This is a genomic window from Pseudomonas sp. C7.1, assembly GCF_056312395.1.
In genome coordinates this window covers 3,667,452-3,687,748 of the sequence record NZ_JBWDTL010000003.1, presented here as the reverse complement: position 1 = coordinate 3,687,748, position 20,297 = coordinate 3,667,452, and the positions used below count along the sequence as shown (strand labels likewise).

The window sequence follows — 20,297 nt, the reverse complement described above, 5'->3', positions numbered from 1 at the left end:
GCTTACGGCAGCGCCTCAAGTGGCACGGGATAAACGTGCTCACGGGCGTCGCTGCCCGCTGCCAGCGACACCCAGCGATCAGCGTCGGCGTTGTAGCGCTGGTAGTACTTGAGCTTGGTGTTGAGGCGGCGGATGAATTTCTCCTGGTCGAGCCCTTCCATGCCTTTCCAGGTTTCCTCGTCCAGGCTCAGCACGTCGCTGAGGTACGGCAAGCCGTCGAGGTACTCGGCCATCAGGCCCATGTCAGCCACCTTGATGGTTTTGTCCTTGAGCTGGTTCGGGTCTTTACCCATGGTGGCGGCCACCGAACGCAGGCGCTCGAACATGTCGTTGGGCGAGATCAGCCCTTCGTTGGCGGCATCGGCGATCTGTTTGACCACATCGCTGAGGTCGCTCAGCTGGCTCTTGGTCATCAGCACGCGCACATCGGTGGTGGGCACGTTCTGCTGGACGAAGTCGCGGTCGCTGATCCAGGCCTGGAATACCGGTGGCGCGCTGGCGCCGGTTTTCTCGCCGAGGTAGGCCAGGCGCATGGCGTGACCGAGCAGTGCGGCGTCCGCAACGATGGCTTTGTCCGTTGCGTTGTCGCCCGCGTATTTGGTGTCAGCCCCCAGCGCACTGCCAGCGGCCATATCGCCCCGGTAGGCAGCTTTCACCTGGGCGGTGATGGCGTCGCCGAGGCTGTCGACCATGGAGCCGAAGCTGTCGACATTGCCGGCATCCACCGGGTAGTACAGCGGCTTGTTGAGGAAGGCGTTGGTTGAGAGGTCGGTGTACTGCGCTTCGGCGGACGCGTGATTCTTCGCCCCGCTCGGGGTTTTCAGGTGCAGGCTGTAGATCGCCACGCCACGGTATTTGGCTTCCAGGCGCACCTGCTCGGCGCTAAGGCCGGTGCTGGAGAGTTTGTTGTCACCGTCCAGTGCGCCGGCATCGGTGACCAGCACGATGTAGCGCGCGCCAAATTCGTTCCATTTCACCTGATCCAGCGCCTGCATCACGCCGGCGTAGGTGTCTTCATCAAAGCTGCTGCTTGAGGCGCTGGCCTGTTTCAGTTCGGCCACTTTGGCGAGGAAGTCCTTGCCGTCTTTTACCGTGCTCGGGTCAACGAACATCTTGCTGGTGTATTCCAGTTGCGGCACCGCTTTGGTGCTGGAACGGTACGCCACCAGGCCGAACTTGACCTGATCAAGCAGTTTTTCCTCTTCGACCTGGCCGTAGATGCGTTTTACCGCCTCACGGGTGCGGTCGATGTAGGGACCCATGGAGATGGTCGAGTCGATTACGAACACCACCGCAGCGCTGAAGCCTTTCAGGGTATTGGCTTCGTTGGCTGCGGTTTTGCTGGCGTCGGCTTCGCTCTTGTCGGCGGACTCGGCGCTGACTGAGGCGACGTTCAGCAGGCGCACCTGAAAGCCTTTCTCGGTGTACACCTCTTCGGCATCCAGTACGGGTAGCAGGTAGAAGTTTTTCGCCAGATCCACCGCGTAGTCCGGCTCGCGGGCGACTACGGCTGGGTCGCGGCCCTTGTCTTTCATGTTGCGCAGGATCGGCTTGAGCAGCGGTGCTGGATCTTCCTTGGCGAACAACTCTTCCAGCTTGGCCTTGTCCTTGAAGAACAGCAGCGGATCACGCCCGGCTGGGTTGGTCAGGGCCAGGGTCATCTGCATCTTCCAGTCCACTGCGCAGTCGCCCTTGATCCAGCCGACGGTCTTGCCGTAGCTGTCGGGGCCGACTTTCAGCCATTCGGCGTTGCCAGATTTCTCACGCTGATAGACGTAGAAACGAGTAAACGCTGGCTGAGCCTTGCCGCTGCTGGCGCCGGCGCTGTCAGCAAGCTGGCAGCTGGGCGTGGTTAGCACGCGCTGGTAGAGGGTCTGCTTGCCTGCCTGCAGCAAGGGTTTGTCGTTGGCCATTACGGGCGCCGCCAGGCTGCTGAGCAGCAAGCCGGTAATCAGGGGCAGGTTGAATGGGCGTAAAGTCATTTGCTCAGTGCCTCCAGGCGTTCGCTGGCCTGCTTATTGGACGGATCGTTGTTCACCGCAATTTCGTACCAATAAGCCGCTGTTTCAGCGTCGGCCGCTTCGATGCAGCCACTGCTCTTGAAGTGTTCCGGGTCGTATTCGCGGGCATAGGCGAAGGCCACGGCGGCATCACCGGCTTGCGCCTTGTGCGCGTAAATACGCTGGACCACACCGCAACGCTTGGCCTCTTTGGCAGCGTTGATGATCGCGAGGACCTGCTCGCTACTCGGGTTGGATTTCAGGCAGGCCTGGATAAATACCAGATCATCCCTCCCTTCACCCAGCGCTTCGGGGCTACATGGCACTGCATTGCCGCTGTTGGTTGTGCTGCTGACACTCGTTGTCGTCGCGCCGGGTGTGCGCAGGAAGAACCACCAGGCGGCTGCCGCCAGCGCGGCCAGTAGCACCACAATCAGCAGAATCAGCCACAGCTTGCTGCCTTTTTTCTCGGGGGCTGCGGCCGGTTGGCGAGGCTCGGCGATGATCGGTTCTGGCTCAGGCTCCAGATCAAGCGTCAGCTCGGGTTCCGGCTCAGGCTCCGGCAGGGGCTGCGGCTCGGGCTGCGGCTCGGGCTGCGGGGCAGGAGGCACGATGACCTGCGCTGGGCGCTGGGCGCGTTTTTCATCGTTGAGGGAGTTACCGGCGGCCATGGACGAGAGGATGGCGCCGATGATCCGCACCACGCCCTTGTCGCTGCCATCCGCGTTGCGCAGTTGCAGCATGTAAGCCATTTGCGGGTCTTGCATCAGCGGGTCGATCAGCCAGGGGCCGACTTCGCCGTTGAGCGCGTCATCGTTTAGGCTCAGGCTGTCGACGGGATGCCATACCGGGTTGCCGTCCCACTGGTCATTGGCGGCCAGATAGTGGCCGTCCTGGTTGCGCTGCACCGTCAGTTCGAGGCCGTCCGTGTCTTGCGCCCAGCCATGGATGGTCAGTTCGCCGTGACCGGGCTGGCCACTCTGCGCGGCCTTGAGTTCAATTCTGAGCATGAGTTATTCCGTCCGCTTAGCGTGCAGGGTGGCCAGCACCTTGCCCAACGCTTCGTTTTGTTGCGGTGTGATTTCCCGCCCGGCGCTGTGCCCGGCGTTGTCTTCGGCAATCTTGCTTAGGGCCACCAGCCAGTCACCGACGTAATTGCGGCTGTGCTCCAGGGGCTGTGGCGTTAGTTCAGGCAGTTTGCCGGGGGCAATGACCGGTGGGGCCTGGAACAGTTTGGCGCCATGTTCGATGCGGCTATCTGGGCGCAGTTCCAGCGGCATGTCGATAAAACCCAGCCAGCCGATAAAGTCGCCCAATACGGTATTGACGGTGAGCACCTGACGCCCAGCCAGTTGCTCGCGTTTGGTGCCGATCTGCTCAATGCTGACGATTTTGCGCAGGAGGCGTTCTTGCAAATTGAGGCGGTTGGCAGCCGTGACCAACTCATCGACCAGCGCTTCAACCGCAGGCTTGGTAAAGCCTAAGAAGGTCAGCAGGCGCACGTCTTCCGGCAGGTGACGCAGGTGGCTGATCCACTCGCGCAATACGGCCTGGGCAAAGCGCGCATCGCTGCCAGTAGAACGCAAGGTACTGTTGGCTGCCGGCGCAGCCGGTACATCGCCGAACAGGCTGAAGCCGTCATCACTGGCGAAATCACTCCCCAGGTTAAGCGCCCCGCCGCTGGCGGGGCCATCCACGGTTGGTTGACTCGCGGTTGGCTGCGCATCGTCTTCGCCTGCATTCAGGTAGAGGCCGCGCAGCAGGTCGTCCGGCAGCTGCATTTTCTGCAGCAGTTCACCCAGCAACACACGGCGCGGCCAGATGACTTCGAAGACCTGTTGCGCGATTTTGCGCTTCTTCTCCAGCTCGCCAGCCCCTTCGGCCTGGAACCAGTGGCCGAGGCGGCTATCGAGCAGGTGCACGACTTCATCCAGCTGCTCGCGGATACGGCCAAGCTTCACTTCACGCAAGGCCACGCCGTGCAGGTACTGACTGATCCGGCTCATGCCGCCGTCGTTCAGTTCCAGCATCGCATCCCAGGCTTGCACGGGTTGATGGATATGCCGCTGCACGGTTTCGTCTTCAGCGAAGGTGCTGCGCATCAGCGCCAGTGAGCTTTCAGACGCGGCGTTGAGGCCGGTTTCGTTGCCGTCCAGCACATCGAGGAAGGTCACCTTCATGCGCGGCTTGCGTACCAGGAAGGTGTTGTTGAACGGCTGATTGTCTGTCCACTCTTGCAGCCAGGGGTATTGGCCGAAGCGTTCGAGCATGGTCATCTTCATCATGCCGCCGCTACCCCAGCCCAGGCGCAGCAGGTCTTCACCCTTGTCCAGGTCGCTGGTGATGCGCATGTCGAACATGGTGATGGCCCACAGCAGGCCGGGTTTGCGCAGGGCGCGCTCGTCCGGTTTGGCGCCTTGGGTTTTCTCGATCCAGCGGGTCAGTACCGGGCCAACAGCGGTGACATCCGACTGTTTATTGGACGGCGTGCAGACGATCAGCACGTTCATTTCCTGGCTGTCGGTGTAACGCTCGAACAGGTAGGCCACTTTGCCGCGCAGAATCAGCTGCGCCACCGGGCTGGCTTCGTCACTGCTGACGGCGCGGCGCACATCGTCCAGCGACTCCACTGAGAGGCGGCCGCGATAGCCGGGGAAGTCGAGCAGATCCACCTGCTCGAACAGTGGTTCACTGGTCGGCTCCACCAGCGGAAACACCAGCTCGGCGGTCAGCACCGCGAGTTGCGCGAGAGTCAGCTCTACCGGCGCTTGCAGTTCGCCGTTGGTAAACGGGCGCACGCTGACCGGCTTGTCGCTGTCACGGCCAAGGCGTTCCAGCATGTCGACGTTCATGATGCTGTCGGCCTGCGACAGACCTTTGTCGGTCTGCCGTACGAGGGCATCGAGCGGTGCGAATACGCGGTCGACGTTGCCCAGCCGGCTCAGGGTCTTAGCGAAGCTTAGGTAAGCCTCGCTGAGTTCACTGATTTCACCCCAGAAGATCGAGAACAGTTTGCTGCGGTCGTCCAGGCTCAGCCACGGCGCGAGTTCCACCGCCGTCGGCCAGTAATAGCCGGCCAGGCCGGAAATGGACGCCGGGAAGTTGTCTTGCAGGTAATCCCATAGGGCGACCACGTCATCTTCGCTGACCCCCGGCACCTGGCTGTGCTGGCGACGTTTGCCCAGGTCTTTGAGCAATTGGCGGATGGCACTTTCGTCGAGGCGATAAAGCACCTTCTCGGTGTTGAAGTCGTTAAAGAAGGAGTTGGCCAGCACCTTGGCCACTTCCACCTCGGCAAACAGCTTCAGTTCCAGCGGAAAGTCGTCCGGGCCGGGGCGCGCGGTGCGGCTGAAGCGGGTGACCAGCCCTGTCGCTTCCTTGCCGCCGCCCGGCGGGTTGACGTGGGTGAGAAAGTCCAGCCGGCTGCCGCCAAAGTCGGTTTCCAGCTTGCCATTGGCGCCAGCGGCCAGGGTCGAGATCAGGTAGGACTTGCCGGCCTGGGACAGCCCGAAGAAACCCACGGTCATCGGCAGGCTGGACACAGCGCCCAAACGGTCGGCGGTGTTGCGCACACGGCGCAGGCTGAGGATCAAGTCGTCTGCTTCGTTATCCAGGCGCGGCGCGCTGCGACGCACGTCGTTGATCCAGCGAATCGCATCGCCGGCACCCGTGTGAATGGCAGACCAGTGTTGAGTCAGTTGCTCAGGCGAGTTACTCATTTGCGAAACACGCTCCCGCTGTCCAGCCAATAGTGCGACTCACCCAGCCCGGTATCGGCCAGGGTGTTGAGCCGTAGACGAATCTGCGTGCGGCTGATCGAGCCGCTATCGGACTCGGCACTGAGAAGCTCGAAGCTCTCACTGCCTTCGGCCAGGTCGCGCGAGGCTTTGATGCCCAGGCGCACTTTCAATACCTGCCCTTGGGCGGCCACTTTCTCGCGCAGCTTCTGGTTTTCGATGCTGAGGATGTACAACGGCGCTGCGGACCAGCGCTCGTCGTCCAATTGGCGGAAACCCAGGCGCAGGGTGCCGCGCATCTCGAAGGTTTGATCCGGCAGTTGGTAGTGCGGGTCATCCAGGTCGATGTCACGGAAGTAGACGTTGCCGTCCTTGATCACGTTGTTGTTATCCAACAACCCCAGGTGCTTCAGCGTCGAGTACGGCGTGAATGCCGCCGAGCGGAAGAAGAAGTTGGGCAGGCGCAGGCTGCGGCTGAGCAGGCACAGCATGGCGCCGACCGCTGCGGTGGTTTTCGGGTCTTCAATACGATCAAGCTTGTTGAACGGATACCAGCCGCCGGTGCGGTACTGGTTCAGCGGCAGGATGCGTCCGGGTGGCAGCGGCAGCAACTTGCGGAACAGCGCCTGCACGCCCGGCAGGCGTGAAGGCCGACCGGTCAGCAGGAGCACGTCACAGGGGTAGCTGTAGACCACTTCGCACAACGCCTTGATGGTTTTGCCGATGTTCATGCGGTCAGTAATAAAGGCTTCGTGAATGCGCCGCAGGTTTACGTTCAACGCCACGTCCAGCAGGCTGAATGGGTTGCTGCCCGCGCCCAAATAACGACGCACCGCTCCCGCTACGTAGTCCAGTACATCGTCGGTGGGGCGCTCCTCGCCCAGCAGTTCACCGAAGGTGCCGCTGACCAGGGTGCCGGCATCCAGTGGGTCGTACTGCTCGTAAGCTTTGAGCAGACGCAGGCCAATCGGGCTGAACAGTTGCAGGGTGAGTTGCTGGCGCAGCACGCCGTCCTGCACGGTGAGTGGCTCGTTACCGACCAGTTTGGACAACAGCGCGTCCGGGTTATCCACGCCGGCCTGGGTCAGCGCTGCGCTGAGGGCAGGTAGAACGAACTGGCGTATCACGTCGAGCAGAATGTCGTCACCGGCCACCTTGAAGCCGTCACGAAAGCGCTGCGAGGGGGTGATGTAGACGTTGCTGCCCACGCCATCATCGAGGCGGTATTCGGTGATCACCAGGTCTGTAGTGCCGCCACCGATATCGATTGAGCCGATGGTCAGGCGATCTTTATGCGGCTGATCCGGACGTGCCATGGCGGCGAAGAATTCTTCCGGACGGCCGGCAAAGTTGTTCTGGGTCTCGTTGAACAGGTACACCACTTGGCCGCAGGTGGCTTCGTCCCATTGCACGTGTACTTCCGGCAGGAACGGCCAGGCGGTTTCGCGGCTCTTGGCATCCTTGATAGTGATCGGGTCATCCTCCGGGTGCCAGCCGAGGCTTTTCCATACCAGACCGATGGCCTGCTCCATGCATTTGGCGAAGATCTCTCGCTCAGGCTTGGGCATGGAAGGTGGCACAGTGAGAATGATCGAACGCAGATGGCGCGGTACCCGCGAGTGGCTCATGCGCAGGCGCTGGGATGGGCTGTTGATCTGCATCAGCGCCTGGGCCAGCACTTCGCAGAGCATGAAAGTCATCAACGAGCTGCGCGAGTAATGCGGGTGGAACACCGGCATGCGCTCATCGAACGGTAGGTTGTAGAGCGCCTGACCTTTTTCATTGATCAAGCTGGCGACTGGGGCAGCGGTGGCGTGGGGTTCGCTGTCGGCTTTGACGTAAGCGCAGTTGAAGCGCCAGCCTGGCTCGTAGTTATCTTCATCCCACAGGTAGCGCTTCGGGCTGGACAGGCCGGTGGACCCTTCGGTGCCACGACGGCGGCTGGCCAGGCGTCCGGCTTCGCGGCCGACACGGGCGATGGTCGGCCACTGGAAGGCTTCGCGGCGGCCACTCTGTACCGAGAAATGATCCTTGCCAAACACGGCCTGGGCGAACTCGATGCGGCTCTCGAAGGGTTCGGGGTAGACGTGCTCGGGCTGGGTCAGGTCGCGTAGCTCCAGCTCGTAGCGCTTGCTCAGGCCGTCGTTTTCCTGCGGGTGGTCTTCGATCAGGATGCCGCAGGTGCGCGAGTTACCGACGTCCAGCACCATGTCTACGGGGATGGCTTTGTGCAGGTCGCTGTCGCGATTGGACACCACTTTCATCTCTGGCACGGTCAGGGACGTGCCGAGAAGGTGTAAGAGGTTGAGGTAGTGCGCCTGGTGGTACAGCTCCTGGCATTCGCTTTCGATGTCATCCAGCTGCATGCGAGTGGGCGGTAGTTGTGCCTGCTCGCTGAACACTTCGCGTAGCCAGTCGTTGACCCAGTTGAGGTCGAGGAACCAGCCCATTTCGTTGGCCTGATGGGCCAGGGCGAAGGCTGCGCCGGCGCGCACGTCATCGCTGGTCGGGGCCAGGTAGGCGGTGTCGCTGCGGCTGGTGAAGACCTTGGTATCGAACGCCAGGGTTACGCGGTGGGTGTGGCCGTCCGGGTCTTCGCCGGGCTTGAGCTCAACGATGCGCACTCGCGCCCAGTTGGACGGGCCGTCGTCAAAGCGCCGTGGCGGGCTGAAGCGGAAGAAGGGCAGCGGCAGCCACAGACCTTTGAGCAGACGTATCGATTGATCCACTGCCACGCTGTAGGCCGGGCTCACCGCCTGGCCAGGAGCAGCCGGATGGTAGAACTGGCTGCTCCGGTCATCGAACAGCAGGCGGGCCAGCGGGCCGTCTTGGTGCTGACGAACGAACTCGCCGGGCAATTCGCGGCGCAGTTCCAGGGTGACAGGGAAGTCCAGAAACTGGACGCCACTGCCCATGATCAGCGTGATCTTTTCTTCGTAATCCGTTCTTTCTGGAAACATAGTGCTGTTCTTCCGCCCCTGTTCTTTCGCCTTGCAGGCCGTTTAAAAACTACCTGCGTTGGCAATACTGCGTTAAAAACAGGCTCGGAATGCTCATTTACACCAGTAAACTCCGCTTCCTCGCCTGTTTTGACCAGCCGGAGGCTGTTACTAACGTAGCGCCTTGTCTTGCCTGCCTCGGCTACGTTTTTTCAACGGCCTGCTAGGCGCCGGATCTCAGCTGGCTGAGGTCCGGCGGTGTTGCCATCCATTCCGTAAACAGGTCAGGTGCGCCTGCCGGCTTTTTGTTTAATACACGGTCACGCCCGTTAAGGTTCGCCTTGTCGCATCGACATGGGGAACTGCTGATTCTCGTAGTTGCCGGAGCAATCCGCAGCGCTACGGCTGTCCGGGCTGCAGGTCACTTCCGGCAGTTTGTAACTGCTGCCGTCATTGCAGGCCGCTTGGCCCTGATTGTTGATCGCCAGTTTGCCGCCCTGCATGGCGGCGTTAACGGTTCCAGAACATTCAACACCATCACCGCGACGCACTTTGACCTGACCTTTGCCGTCCTTGAAGTCGTACTCCAGCTGCATCGGTTTGCCGGTTTGCGCATCCTGAATCCCGGCTCCGGCTTTCCAGTTGCCATTGAGGAATTCGGTGGAGCCGGTTTCCAGCGCTTGCGGCGGAATGCTCAGGTCTTGAGGTACGTCGCGGCCGGGTGGCTGTTTGCGCGGCTGTGGTTGACCTGTTTCGGGGTCAACTGGCGGCGGTTGCTCGCCGGGTTCTTCACCGGCTGGTGGCGTCGGCTCTTCGGCGCCGGGTTCTTCGCCAGAAGGTTCTTCACCAGGGGCGGCGGGCTGCTCACCTTCATCGGTAGGCAGTTGCCCATCAGGTAATTCGCCTTGCGCTGATTGCTCGCCTGGTAACTGTCCGTCGATGCCGTCCTGGCCCGTGACCACACCGTTTACCCCACCCAGATTGACGTTGGGCAGGTCCACGCTACGCACCTCTGGAAAGCCTGGCAGGTCGAGTTGGTCCAGGCCCAGTGGCAGCGGCACGTTCGGCGCACACGCGCGCAACAAGAACAGCAGTAACAGGAGTAATAACAGCAGGGGTAACAGCCACAGTAGCCAACGCCACCAGGGGCGCTTGGCCTCTATTACTGGAGCAGCAGGTGGTGCGGGGCTAACTGGCGGCGCTAGCGGTGCCGCAGTGGGCACGGGCGGGCGCAGGCAGAGCAGCGGATCGTGGTCGTAGGTGCCGGCGGTATCGGTAAAGCCCCAGAAGGAAATGACCGGTTTGCCGTTGACGAGGTAAACGTGATTGCTGTCAGGAAAGTGGACGGTTTTTTCCAGCAGGCGGCCGAAAATCTGCTTCTCGCGGCTCTGTACGTCATTGCGCATGCTGGTGCTGGTGCTGCCCAGTTGCGCGTGCATGGCCTCAAGCTGTTGGTAAGCGTCGCTGCGTTCTTCAGCGGTGGCGGCGGACCACGGCACCACATCGCCTTCGTCGGGTGCATACCAGTCGATGCGGTCGCCGGTTTGATTGGGTTGGGGAATGGCCAAGCAACTGGCGGCCTCGCGGCCCATCTTCAGGCGAATCGCTTCGCGCAGTTGCAGCGCGGCGGTGTACACCGGCTGGCCATCGACGCCGAGCGCCTTGAACTCCTGAAGGTTCCCTGTGCGAAGTAATGCCCCCGGCATGTGCGGTTATCCTTAGCCTAGATGGTCGTGAGATGCGCGAATCGCCGTACAGCGCGATTTAGCCTGCTCATCATGTCGGAACTGCTGCGTATTGTCAGCGCCGTGAAAAAAGCCTTTTGGAATCAAGGTTTACAGGTCCGACTGGTCACAAAATGTGACACAGGCGATGTTTTTAGGGAACGCTTTTCTGCTGATACGCTGCGTCTCTTGTCCGCTGCTGGGGCGTTTTTGATGAGAACGCTGTGCGTCAATTCGTAGGCGGTCAGTGTGCTTTATTCGATGATCTCCTGCTTTTCTTCCGGCAGGTTAGGGTCGAGGTGCAGCCATGTCAGGCGGCTTTGTACCCAGATATGCCGATCTGCCGGGGCCAATTCAGGCTGATCCAGGGTGGCGATGGTGATATCCAGGCTGTGCGGGCTGAGTGTGGTGAACAGCGTCAGGTGCGCGCCGCAGGTTGGGCAGAAACTGCGCGTGCAACTGGTTGACGAGGCGTATTCGCGGGCTGTGCCGGCCAGCCAGCGAAAGCTTGCCAGCGGCACAGTGACCCAGGTAGTGACGATGCCGCCGCTGCTGCGCCGGCAGATGCTGCAGTGACAGTGCGCGATGTCGCGCAGCGGCGCCTCGAACTGATAGCGCAAGGCCCCGCACTGGCAGCCACCTTGGTGGATATCGGACATAAGGCGTTCTCGTCGTGACGGTGTAAGCGCGCGCCGTTTTTGGCACTGCTTAGCGCGGGGTTTGGCATAGAGAAAGCCGAGCCGCGCGCATGATTTTAGCTCGATGTTTGGCATAGCCGCAGATTAACCCGCCCCCCCGCCTACAAACTGCGGCACGACTTCCAAGTAGCGCCCCCCAGGCCCCGCAATAGCATGAACCCGCAACCCCATAATCTGGGCCATCGGTATATGCAGCTCATTACCCACAGCAGTAGCGCCGATGTTCTGCCCCATAGCGCCCACTCCATCAAATCCAGCAGAGCATTTCAAAACCAGCTGGCTCGCTGCGGCTGTTGGCCATGCGACGACTGTAAACTCCAGTACGTGCCTTGAAGGTACATTCGGCAACATCAGAACAAACTGGCCTCCCGGCCCTTCACCAACCTCGAATACCTCAACCCGGCCAGCGGTCATCGGCACATCAAGCTGGCCGGCCTCGGTCAACTCATGAAAGGTGTGCACGCCAATCGGGTGGCCCCAGTCTGCTGCCGTTGAAGTACCGTTCGATATGTAGTGAAAGCCTGAAACCAGATCGACGTAGTGGGCCGCTATTGAAGGCGGTGCCCCTGTTGGCGCGCCATTGCCACTCGCCACGTGTTGTACTTCAGCCATCATGTATCTCCTTGTGTAGCAGGGCTAGACCCAGTTGATAACGGAACTCGTAGGAACCTGCGTCAGAGCCGCGCCGGTGCGTGAGTTGTAAGAGCCGCGTAGGCTGGACGTCGGGAAGCCCACAAACTGCTGAGCCGTGCCGGACTTAAACCCCGTAGGGCTGTAAGCGTTTTGCACACTGCATATCGATGCCGGGCCGGACATCGTCCAGAGCGCAAGTAGCTTGTTTGAGTAGAGGTGCAGCCCTGCATATGCTCGGGCAAAACGCGGCCCGCCTAGCTCAAGGTAAGCCGACGGAGGCGATTGAGATTCAAGCAAAGTCCCAACAACAAGCGGCGCGAAGCCATCGTTCCGAATGGCTCTGTCTAACGGCTGTAGGCCGGTACTGGGTAGGTTGCTGCCTATGCCCTGCGCGCCATCCTGATCAACCTGTTCGCTGTCCACTTCCAGCACAACGTCAACCGTGGTGCGGAACTGCGCCACCCCAACCTGGTTAAGTGTGTCGCCGCGCAGCTCAAACGACACATCTGGGTTTGTGCTGCTAAACAGCTCCGGTCCGGCTCTGTAGTTCAGCTCTCTGCGCAACTCTGCCTCAGCGATAACAGCGCCGTTGAGGCTCAGGGTTTGCTTGATAACCTCGGTGGTAGTGCGGTTGATGTTGAACGAAACACTCCCCGCAAAGTACTCCGTGTCAAGCAGGGGCGAGCCCAGATTGGGGATCGGCGAGCCGTCGTCTGCAAAATAGGAGTTCACATTTGATTTTTCAGTGATGCCGGATGCGCTAATGCTAAAAACCGTATTGGCGGTCACCTCATTACTGCCGCCGCGTTCAAGCAATTGCACCTCGCCATCATCGTCAAACCAGGCGGCGATCACTGTGCTGCCATAATCCCAACGCACCACCCCATCGCGGGCGCGCCAGTTAATTGGCCATATCACAATATCCGGCGCATCTTCAGGAGTCACCACGGCTGCGGCGTACGTCACGCGCGGCGTCGTTATTGCACGCCCCTGATACTCGGCAAAAAACTCGGGGCCGTTATCGGTCTCAACCCACACGCCATCCAATAGCCCAACCGATTGCGCGTTCTGGCCCACTCTTGCCCGGTATTCATTCCACTGCACATCGTACTGCGTGCGGCTCGGAGCTATGGGCGCGCTGAGATACTCAAGTTCAGCAGTAAACACCTCATCCACTCGCGCTATGCGCACTAAAAAAAAGTCGGGTCCATAGCCAGTGGCGCGGAATATCGCCGCATCGCCACGGCGGGAGACGTCCGCCAGCTGCATTTGATCGGGCAACATAGCGCCAGTGACACCACCAGGAACCTCCGGATATAGGGTGACCGGGACTGCATCGTCGGGTGCCTGTAGCGACACAATAGACACCTCCACCCGGCGGCCCGTCGGGCCACCCGATACCCCCCTGATGCCCACAAAACAGCACTTTCCAGGTGCCTCGGCATAGATGAAACGAGCAGCCGCCTGCAGCTGATCAGCCACCTTTGACACCTTGCGCCATTCAACGCCATGGACGTAACCGGCACTCCAGCAAAGAATGTCCACCGGCCAGCTCCAACCGCGAGCCTCATCTGCCAGCGCTTCCTCGGGGGAACGAACAGCGCCAGGCGCATCAGGCACCGTTAGCAGCCAGTTGTCCCCGTTCTGCGGTGAGTTAATTTCGACCGTGGCACCGTTCGGCAGGGTCAGCTCTCGCCCACGTACAAGACCATGACAGGGGAAGCCAAAGGCTCGATAGTCAGGGAGGGTCAGCTCGATATCGATCATGGTTCGCCTTTCCCTCCGCCCGGAGTGGCCTTGACTGGGCGTTTAGCAAAGCGAATCTCGCCAACCTCGCCGTTTGCGTCGTGCATCGTGATGGCGTCGACCTGCGGCAGCTCCAGCGCGACCAGCCCGTCCGTTGTAATCAGCACGGTTGAGCTGTCGTGATACGTCCGGGCGTACTCGGCGGTGTCACCCACGCTACCCTCAATAAGCGGCCAGGAAATTCCGCCGGCACCTGTCGGTGGGGCAACATAGGGCACGCTGACTCGCTTACCAGCACGCGCGCCGCGACGGGCAGCGACGGGCAGCCCCTCGCGGCGCTCCGGCTGCAACAGGCCCTGCAGGTCACTGATTAGCCGCTGATAATTCATGCAACCTCCATTAAAAGTTGGTCGCTCGGTAGCACAACGGGGTATGTATGCTCGCGCGTTGCCTCGGTCGGGTCACGATGCTCGGCCGCGATATCCGGCGTTGTGATCTGCAAACGGCGGGGGTGGCTTTCCGAACTGGGTGTTTCCCAGCCGTAGTTGCCGGCGAATCCGTCGATATCTTCGCTGTACGGGGGCGACGCGGGCCGGCCGCCCAACTGGGTCGCCAGTTGGGCAATGGACTCGGGCGGCTCGCCAAAATCGAATACAGCTCGGGCCGGCAAGGTGAAGCCAGCACCGGTCGCAACTTGGCCAACGCGGGTCAGCGCCAGCTCTAGTTCGGCCACGGCCTCGCCGCTGTCGTGATCCCAGCGCACGGCCCCGCGCCGCAGCTTGCCTTTTGCGCGCATGCCGAGCGCCTCGACCTGGACGGTATGCACCAGGTCGAACACGTCATCGGTGACCGGCACTTGGAATGCCAGGCGGCTCTGGCGGTGGCTGGCATGCATGCGCGTTTTCTCAAGGGCGAATGCGGTACGTAGGAGGTTCTCGCGGCGGGCCGGCTCGTCCTCATCAAGAATCCAGTCGCCCAGTTCGTCCTGCACCGCCGTATCGGGACGCGGGCCTTCCTCGTCTTCCCAGGCACCGCCGTCAAACTCGACCTCGTCGGAGTGACGGGCCGACCCACCGCGCATGCCGTAAGCCGCTACGGAGCCGGGAACCTCCAGCGCCAGCTTGTAGACTTCGGTCAGCGTCTGTGCCACGCGGGCACCCACACGCGCATTGAAGGCCAGCATATGCGGGTCGGCAGTAAAGCGGTTGCCCCAGGAACCGCCATTGCCGCATGGGTTGGGCATCGAGTGCGGCAGCGCCTCGTAGGTAAGCCCAAGCGTCGTCCAGTTTGCTTGATCGAGCGCCCCGGTCAGCATGCTCACGGTCGGTAACTCGGTGTCGTCGCCCAGCCAAACGCAGAACGACCCGGCCGGGTGCTCCCAGGCGAAGGTGTACTCGCGGTGGCGCAGGCGCTGGTAACGGTACTCGACTGTTAGCTCCACCCGGTTGATCAACTGATCGGCAGTTGCCAGATTGAGCTGCAGCGAGCCGTCAATGATTTCGTCGGCGGTGAAGCGGTAGTGTGCTGCCGGTGCAGCCTCCCACTCCGTCAGACGGAACTGGCCTTCAGCGCTGCAATCGAGCGACAGTGCGCGAGTGCTGAGCAAGTTAGCGGCGTAGCGTTCGGGGTCGTCGATCTGGCCGAACACGCCCTCGGCATAGTCGCCCGGCACCAGGGCGGCGATCTGCTCAGCAGTCATAGCAGCCAGACGCCGCTGGCGCTGACAGGTGGCTGTCATGGTGAGCACCTGGCTGGAAATATCGACGCTCGGCTGCATGGCCTCGCCGGTAAACCACAGCGCCTGCGCGGCGACCAGGTCACCCTCCAGACGTTGGTGATAAAAGGTCACTGGCTGCCCGGTGAAGGCGTCCGGCTCAAATACGCCCGGCTCGGGCAACAGTCGCAGCGTGCAAAGTCGGCTGCCCGACTCTTCGAACTCGATACTCGCCACGCCTGTCAGCCTGGCGGACACGTCTTCGCTACCGATCTGCACGCGCAAGCGCCAGACCTGATTGTCTGGCACGGTCACCACCTGGCTGACCGATGGCGGCCAGGTATTGAGCGAGGCGGTGTTAAGGGCGCTGAGACCGAGCATGCTTAGCCCCCCACCAACACATTGCTGGCCTGATCGACAAGGAGATTGCCGGCCGCGTCCGTCAATGCGCCATCCGGCCCCGGCTCGGGATCGGTGCCACCGTCTTGCTCCAAGGCTTCGACTCTGGCCGTCAGCGCCGCAAGCTGGCTGACCAGGTCGTGCAAGGCACCTGCGGTCAGTTCGATGAATACCGCACTACCGGCCGGCCACTCAGCGGCGGCCGTCCCCTCCTGGGCGCGGTCGATTGTCAGCACGCCTCCCGCCTGGGCCGTCACCGTGACGATTTCCCAGGCGCTACGTGCCGCATTGGTCAGCGTCACCTTGTACCAGGTGCCATTACCGAAGCTCAGTAGACCGGCCGCTGAGACAGGTACTGTCATCTGCTCGGCACCGGCCGGGAGCGTTGCGCTCAGCCCTGTTTGCCAATGGTTGATAAATCGCTGCATCACGCCTCCCGCGCGTCAAAAGACCAATCGACCAGCTCGCGACTGTCGTCTGTTTCGGTAACCGGCCCATCGGTGAGCACCATCAGTCGAGGCAGCCAGCCAACCCGGTACGCGCGGGCACCGGGGATCGGCGCTACGTTGGCCAGGTTGCCGTCCAGCACCAGGCTGGTATCGACCCAGCCGCTGCCCACGGCGGCGATTGCCCAGGGCTGTTCGTCCGGGCGGCGGTGCTGCGCAGACGGCAATTCGTAAACCAGTCCCGTCCCCCCACCCACTTGGGGGCAACGCACAGCAGCTCCAGTGGGCGGCTGTAGTCGAGCGACTCAAGGGCTGGGTCGAGATGGCCGGTGGCGCTGATCGAAGTAGCCGTCTTGCGCCAGTGGGTTTGTTTGACGCCTCGGCCGCTGGCCATACGCAGCTCGCGGCTGCCGCCAAAGGATTCGTAGCGCTGCCGGATCGGTCCGGAGTGCGGCAGTATCTCGATGCCACCGAGGACGAGCGGGACAATGTGCTCAGTCATTTCCGACGCATTCCTACCGTGCCGTGCATCAGGCGTGCGCGTTCCAGATCGTCTTGGAAGCGCTGCACTTCGTTCGGTGTACCTTCCAGGGCATAGGAACCGCCCCATGGCATGGCCAAATTGAGCGGCTGGCGTTCGCCCATGCGCTCCAGACCCTGCGGCAATGCGGGGAAGTCGGGCACGAATGGCTCGCGGCCCGGCAGCTCGCCTGTGCGGTTCATGTAGTCGAGGTTTGCCGCGCCCAGGCGCTGGGCCGAGCGGGCGTTGAGCATGAATTCTTTACGCGATGCGGCGACCAGGACGCTGTCACTCACCGTGCTACCGGGGCCGTCGATCCAGCCACCCGTGGCGCGTTTGATCGGTTTGCCGGTGATGATTTCTGCAGCCTGGTCATTAGCTGCGCCGGATGCTTTCGCGGCATCTGCTCCCGCGCCGATGTAGTTGACCGGGATCACCATGTACTTTTTCAGGCGCTCGGCCAGCTCTTTGGCCTGTTGTTCCAGGTACTCGGCGGACTGCTCGAAACCCGTAAACTCGATATTGATTCGCTTGAATGCCTCGGCCTGGGCCAGCAGCTCATCCATGCCTGCCTTGATTTCGTCCACCCTCGCCTGAGCATCGATGCGCTCGACGTCGGCTTGCATGCCCTCCAGGGCCTTGGCCTCGTCACCGATCTTGGCCAACTCGGCGGCAATGCCTGCAAAGCCATAGCTATTGGCCCCTGCTTCTTTCAGCTCGCGCAGGATCTCGCCTGCCTCGCGAGCCTGGCGAATAGCCTCCTCAGTGTCGCCCGCCACCAGCGACTGGCGCGCGCCTGCCTTCAGTGCTGTTACGTCGCCGAACTCGGCCGGACCGTCATCAGCAGCCGGGGCGCGCATATCCTTGACGAGCTGCTCGAACTCTTTTGCCAAGTCCGCGCGAGACTTCATCGCGGCCTGGGTTTTCTGGTTGGCCGCTTCTAACTGTTTGTTGGCCGCTTCGTAAGCCAGGATTTCTTTGCCCAGCGCGTCCTGGATGTTTTTGAGGTTGTCGGCCTTGATCTTGGCTACAGCTGCCGAATGGCGACCCTCGGCGGCCTCGCGCTCGGCGTGCTCATCTTTGATTGCGCCCAACGCCTTGCGGTAATCACTGGCCCTGCGCTGTGACGCCAGCGCGTCCTGGTTGATTTCGTCGGAGGTGTCCTGCCGGCTGATCAACTCGCCCTGGGCGCGGTAGTGTTCCTCGGCCAGGCGCAGGCGCTCGGCATACGCTTTGCGCTCGGCATCGGTCATGCGGGCCAGCGACTCGGCCGGCAGAATCACCGCATCGGCATACTCGGTGGTTTTCGTCACTGTGGCCTGCAAGCTAGCCTGGTAATCGGCCTGGCTTTTTTGCAGCTCGCGGATGCCATCAATGGTGTCGTACAGCTCGACCAGCTTGCCGCCCGTCCAGGCGACCACGCCCAGGGCCAGTGCGCCCTTGGCCAGCTTGGCCACGTCCGCCAGGTTCTTTAGTTTGGGGATCAGGCCAGTTGCCTCAATGCCCATCGCCCCCAGCGCGGCACGGCCTGCGCCGCTCACGGCGGGCAGCTTGCCCAAGTGCCCGCCTAGCAGCAGCAACGGGTTTATCAACCCGCGTACCGCTAACCCGAGCGGCACTACTACGGTGGCCATAGCACCCACTGCCAGCGTGGTATTCCGGACGGCGGGATCTAGCTGGGCGAAAAATGCGGCAACTTCTACCGCACTTTGTCCCAGGCGTAACAACTGCTGCGCAAGGTCAACCAGCCCTTGGGAGACTTGCGGATCGCTGATAGTGGCAGCCAGATCATTGATCGCCTGAATCAACCCACTGGTATCAGCACCGGAAAGCGCCTTGCTTACTGCATCGCGCAGCCGGGTCATGGCTGCGCCCACGGTGTCTGGCAGCCCCTGAGACTCGGCGCGAATCACATCGAACTGGCTAACCAGCGCGTCGGTTACCATTGCTGCAGTTAGCTCGCCCTCGGCTGCCATCTTGCGAAGCGCACCGATAGGCACGCCCAAGCCCGCAGCCAGCGCTTGCATAAGGCGTGGTGCCTGCTCGGCCACACTGTTGAATTCGTCACCGCGCAACGCCCCGGCTCCCAGTGCCTGGGCAAACTGAATTACGCCATTTTGTGCCTCGGCGGCCGTCGCACCGGACACGCGAAACGACAGCGCCACGGTTTCCGTCAGCTTGAGAATGTCGTCCTGACTACGCCCCGCCTCTTTCAGTGGCCGGCTGATACGGCCGTAAAGGGTCACCAGAGAGTCAACCGGCGCAGCACTGCGCTGTGCGATGCCCTCCAGGTTGGCCAAGGTGCTGTTGAACTCTTCTTGTGAGCTGGTGGCCAGGCGCAAGCGTCCAAGCATGGACTGGTACGCATCCACGGTAGTGGTCAGCCCCTCGATACCCCGCAGCGCCGCCGCCATGCCGGCATAGACCCCGACAAAGGCCACAGCCCCCGCCATGCGGGCTTGCCCTAGGGCAGCTGTCCAACCATTGGTTTGAAATACCAGTTCGGCGGTACGCTGGCGTAGCCGCACCTTGGCCTGCGCCAATTCGGCCAGGCTCAGCCCGCCTTGGGTGGCTAACACGCGGTACTGCTGTTGTAGCGCCACGACCTCGTTGCGGATCTCGCGGTGTGGTCGCACGTTCAGCGCCTGGCGCGCACCGGCAATGCGCGCTTGCTGGTCAGCGGCCTGGCTCGCTTGTGCCAAATCAGCCGCTAAACGCTTCTGCTCACTACTCAGGCGGCTGGTATCCACCCCCGCGCTTTTCAGCGCGCCGGACAACTGGGCGAGCTGGCCTTTTTGCCCGGCAATGGCCTGCTCCATTGCCCGCGCTTCGCCCGTCATTGCGCGGTAGGCTTGCTGCTGCGCCCTGGTGGGCTTCTCGGCGCGGACCAGTTCATCGGCAAGCTCGCGGATGCGTGCGCGGGTTGCGTTGAGTTGGGCCTGGTTCTCAGCTAGGCTGGATTGCATATCCCGAAAGGCATTGATCTGCCCTAGCGGCTGCTTGAGGCGTTCCACCAACTCTTGATAGCCGGCACGAAAGTCCTGCAACTGACGGCGACCATCGCGGGCATCGACTGAAATGGAGAGGCGTACATCACTCATGGAAACAACCCTGATTATGCTGGTGTTGGCACTGCTGCTGTTTTACTGGCCGGCTGCATTCATCGGCGCGGCGCTGCTGATCGCTGCTATCGGCCTGTTGGTTGCGCTGGTCGGGTTTTCTCTGCCCAAACTTCATTAACGTCCTTTTTGCGCCGCCTCGGCCGCGCTAGTCGCTTCATCCAACGCCGCTAGCCAGGTGCCCCAGGGGTAACTCCATAACTGGGTGTGGCCGTGCCGGATCAGGGCGCTGGCGTTTCGTTCAAGTCGTTTGAGAGCCGTTCCAGGAGCCGTTTTCCGGTCTCTGTGATTCGCTCCCTTAGGCCGAAAAAATCCTTGTTTACCTCCCGGCAAGCATCAAACAGCTCGCGCACCTGGTTGGGTGTCAGGCTGTCCAGGTCGTTTTGCTTCACATCCGTCATGGCCATCAGGTCGGCCAGGCTGATTTCGGCAATCAGGGTGTCGCCCACCAGGTCGTCACCCGCGCCATCGGCGGTGCGCTTCAACCAGGCGCGAATCTCACCCACGGTCAGCTCGCGCACGGTCACGCTCAACGCGCCGAGGGCAAGGGTCTTTGTCAGGGTCATGCTCATAACCAAAGGCTCCAATGCCGGGCCTGTGCGGCCCGGCGTTGCGGGTGGGT

The 20,297-nt window shown here is 61.8% G+C and carries 15 protein-coding genes; 1 reads left to right on the top strand and 14 read right to left on the bottom strand.

The features are described from left to right. Window positions 1–2 precede the first annotated feature (2 nt). The 13 genes from AC0T4W_RS20670 to AC0T4W_RS20610 all read right to left on the bottom strand — a co-directional run bounded on the left by AC0T4W_RS20670 (window position 3) and on the right by AC0T4W_RS20610 (window position 19,657). The gene (locus AC0T4W_RS20670; protein ID WP_476322184.1) at window positions 3–1,982 is read right to left on the bottom strand and encodes a vWA domain-containing protein; all 1,980 of its coding nucleotides are present in this window, start codon (window positions 1,980–1,982) and stop codon (window positions 3–5) included. Continuing rightward, window positions 1,979–3,010 carry a hypothetical protein gene (locus AC0T4W_RS20665; RefSeq protein ID WP_476322181.1) on the bottom strand — a complete coding sequence of 344 codons (1,032 nt, stop codon included), beginning with the start codon at window positions 3,008–3,010 and terminating at the stop codon, window positions 1,979–1,981. The genes AC0T4W_RS20670 and AC0T4W_RS20665 overlap by 4 nt, the downstream gene beginning before the upstream one ends. A gap of 3 nt (window positions 3,011–3,013) precedes the next feature. After that, a complete protein-coding gene (locus AC0T4W_RS20660) occupies window positions 3,014–5,719 on the bottom strand; it encodes a putative virulence factor (protein ID WP_476322178.1) in 2,706 nt (901 codons plus the stop codon). Beyond that, complete coding sequence (locus AC0T4W_RS20655) at window positions 5,716–8,697, bottom strand: virulence factor SrfB (RefSeq protein WP_476322176.1); 2,982 nt, start codon at window positions 8,695–8,697, stop codon at window positions 5,716–5,718. The genes AC0T4W_RS20660 and AC0T4W_RS20655 overlap by 4 nt, the downstream gene beginning before the upstream one ends. Window positions 8,698–9,005: 308 nt before the next feature. Continuing rightward, window positions 9,006–10,382, bottom strand: a complete 1,377-nt coding sequence (locus AC0T4W_RS20650) for an SrfA family protein (protein ID WP_476322173.1) — start codon at window positions 10,380–10,382, stop codon at window positions 9,006–9,008. Between the two features lie 272 nt (window positions 10,383–10,654). Continuing rightward, window positions 10,655–11,059, bottom strand: a complete 405-nt coding sequence (locus tag AC0T4W_RS20645; RefSeq protein WP_476322170.1) for a GFA family protein — start codon at window positions 11,057–11,059, stop codon at window positions 10,655–10,657. Window positions 11,060–11,182: 123 nt separating this feature from the next. Next, complete coding sequence (locus AC0T4W_RS20640; RefSeq protein WP_476315895.1) at window positions 11,183–11,710, bottom strand: hypothetical protein; 528 nt, start codon at window positions 11,708–11,710, stop codon at window positions 11,183–11,185. Window positions 11,711–11,734: 24 nt separating this feature from the next. Further along, a complete protein-coding gene (locus tag AC0T4W_RS20635; protein WP_476315897.1) occupies window positions 11,735–13,498 on the bottom strand; it encodes a hypothetical protein in 1,764 nt (587 codons plus the stop codon). Then, on the bottom strand, window positions 13,495–13,866 hold the full coding sequence (locus AC0T4W_RS20630; protein WP_476315900.1) for a hypothetical protein: 372 nt from the start codon (window positions 13,864–13,866) through the stop codon (window positions 13,495–13,497). The genes AC0T4W_RS20635 and AC0T4W_RS20630 overlap by 4 nt, the downstream gene beginning before the upstream one ends. Beyond that, entirely contained in the window at window positions 13,863–15,572 is a 1,710-nt protein-coding gene (locus AC0T4W_RS20625) for a hypothetical protein (RefSeq protein WP_476318886.1), read from the bottom strand. The genes AC0T4W_RS20630 and AC0T4W_RS20625 overlap by 4 nt, the downstream gene beginning before the upstream one ends. A gap of 2 nt (window positions 15,573–15,574) precedes the next feature. After that, the gene (locus AC0T4W_RS20620) at window positions 15,575–15,952 is read right to left on the bottom strand and encodes a hypothetical protein (protein ID WP_476315906.1); all 378 of its coding nucleotides are present in this window, start codon (window positions 15,950–15,952) and stop codon (window positions 15,575–15,577) included. Window positions 15,953–16,017: 65 nt separating this feature from the next. After that, complete coding sequence (locus tag AC0T4W_RS20615; RefSeq protein ID WP_476315908.1) at window positions 16,018–16,308, bottom strand: hypothetical protein; 291 nt, start codon at window positions 16,306–16,308, stop codon at window positions 16,018–16,020. Window positions 16,309–16,534: 226 nt separating this feature from the next. Then, the gene (locus AC0T4W_RS20610; protein WP_476322168.1) at window positions 16,535–19,657 is read right to left on the bottom strand and encodes a tape measure protein; all 3,123 of its coding nucleotides are present in this window, start codon (window positions 19,655–19,657) and stop codon (window positions 16,535–16,537) included. Here AC0T4W_RS20610 and AC0T4W_RS20605 point away from each other — a divergent pair. Then, entirely contained in the window at window positions 19,656–19,796 is a 141-nt protein-coding gene (locus AC0T4W_RS20605; protein WP_476315914.1) for a hypothetical protein, read from the top strand. The two genes, AC0T4W_RS20610 and AC0T4W_RS20605, sit on opposite strands and share 2 nt — an antisense overlap. A gap of 100 nt (window positions 19,797–19,896) precedes the next feature. Here the strand turns inward: AC0T4W_RS20605 and AC0T4W_RS20600 are convergent, their stop codons facing one another. Continuing rightward, the gene (locus AC0T4W_RS20600) at window positions 19,897–20,247 is read right to left on the bottom strand and encodes a hypothetical protein (protein WP_476318884.1); all 351 of its coding nucleotides are present in this window, start codon (window positions 20,245–20,247) and stop codon (window positions 19,897–19,899) included. Between the last annotated feature and the right edge of the window lie 50 nt (window positions 20,248–20,297).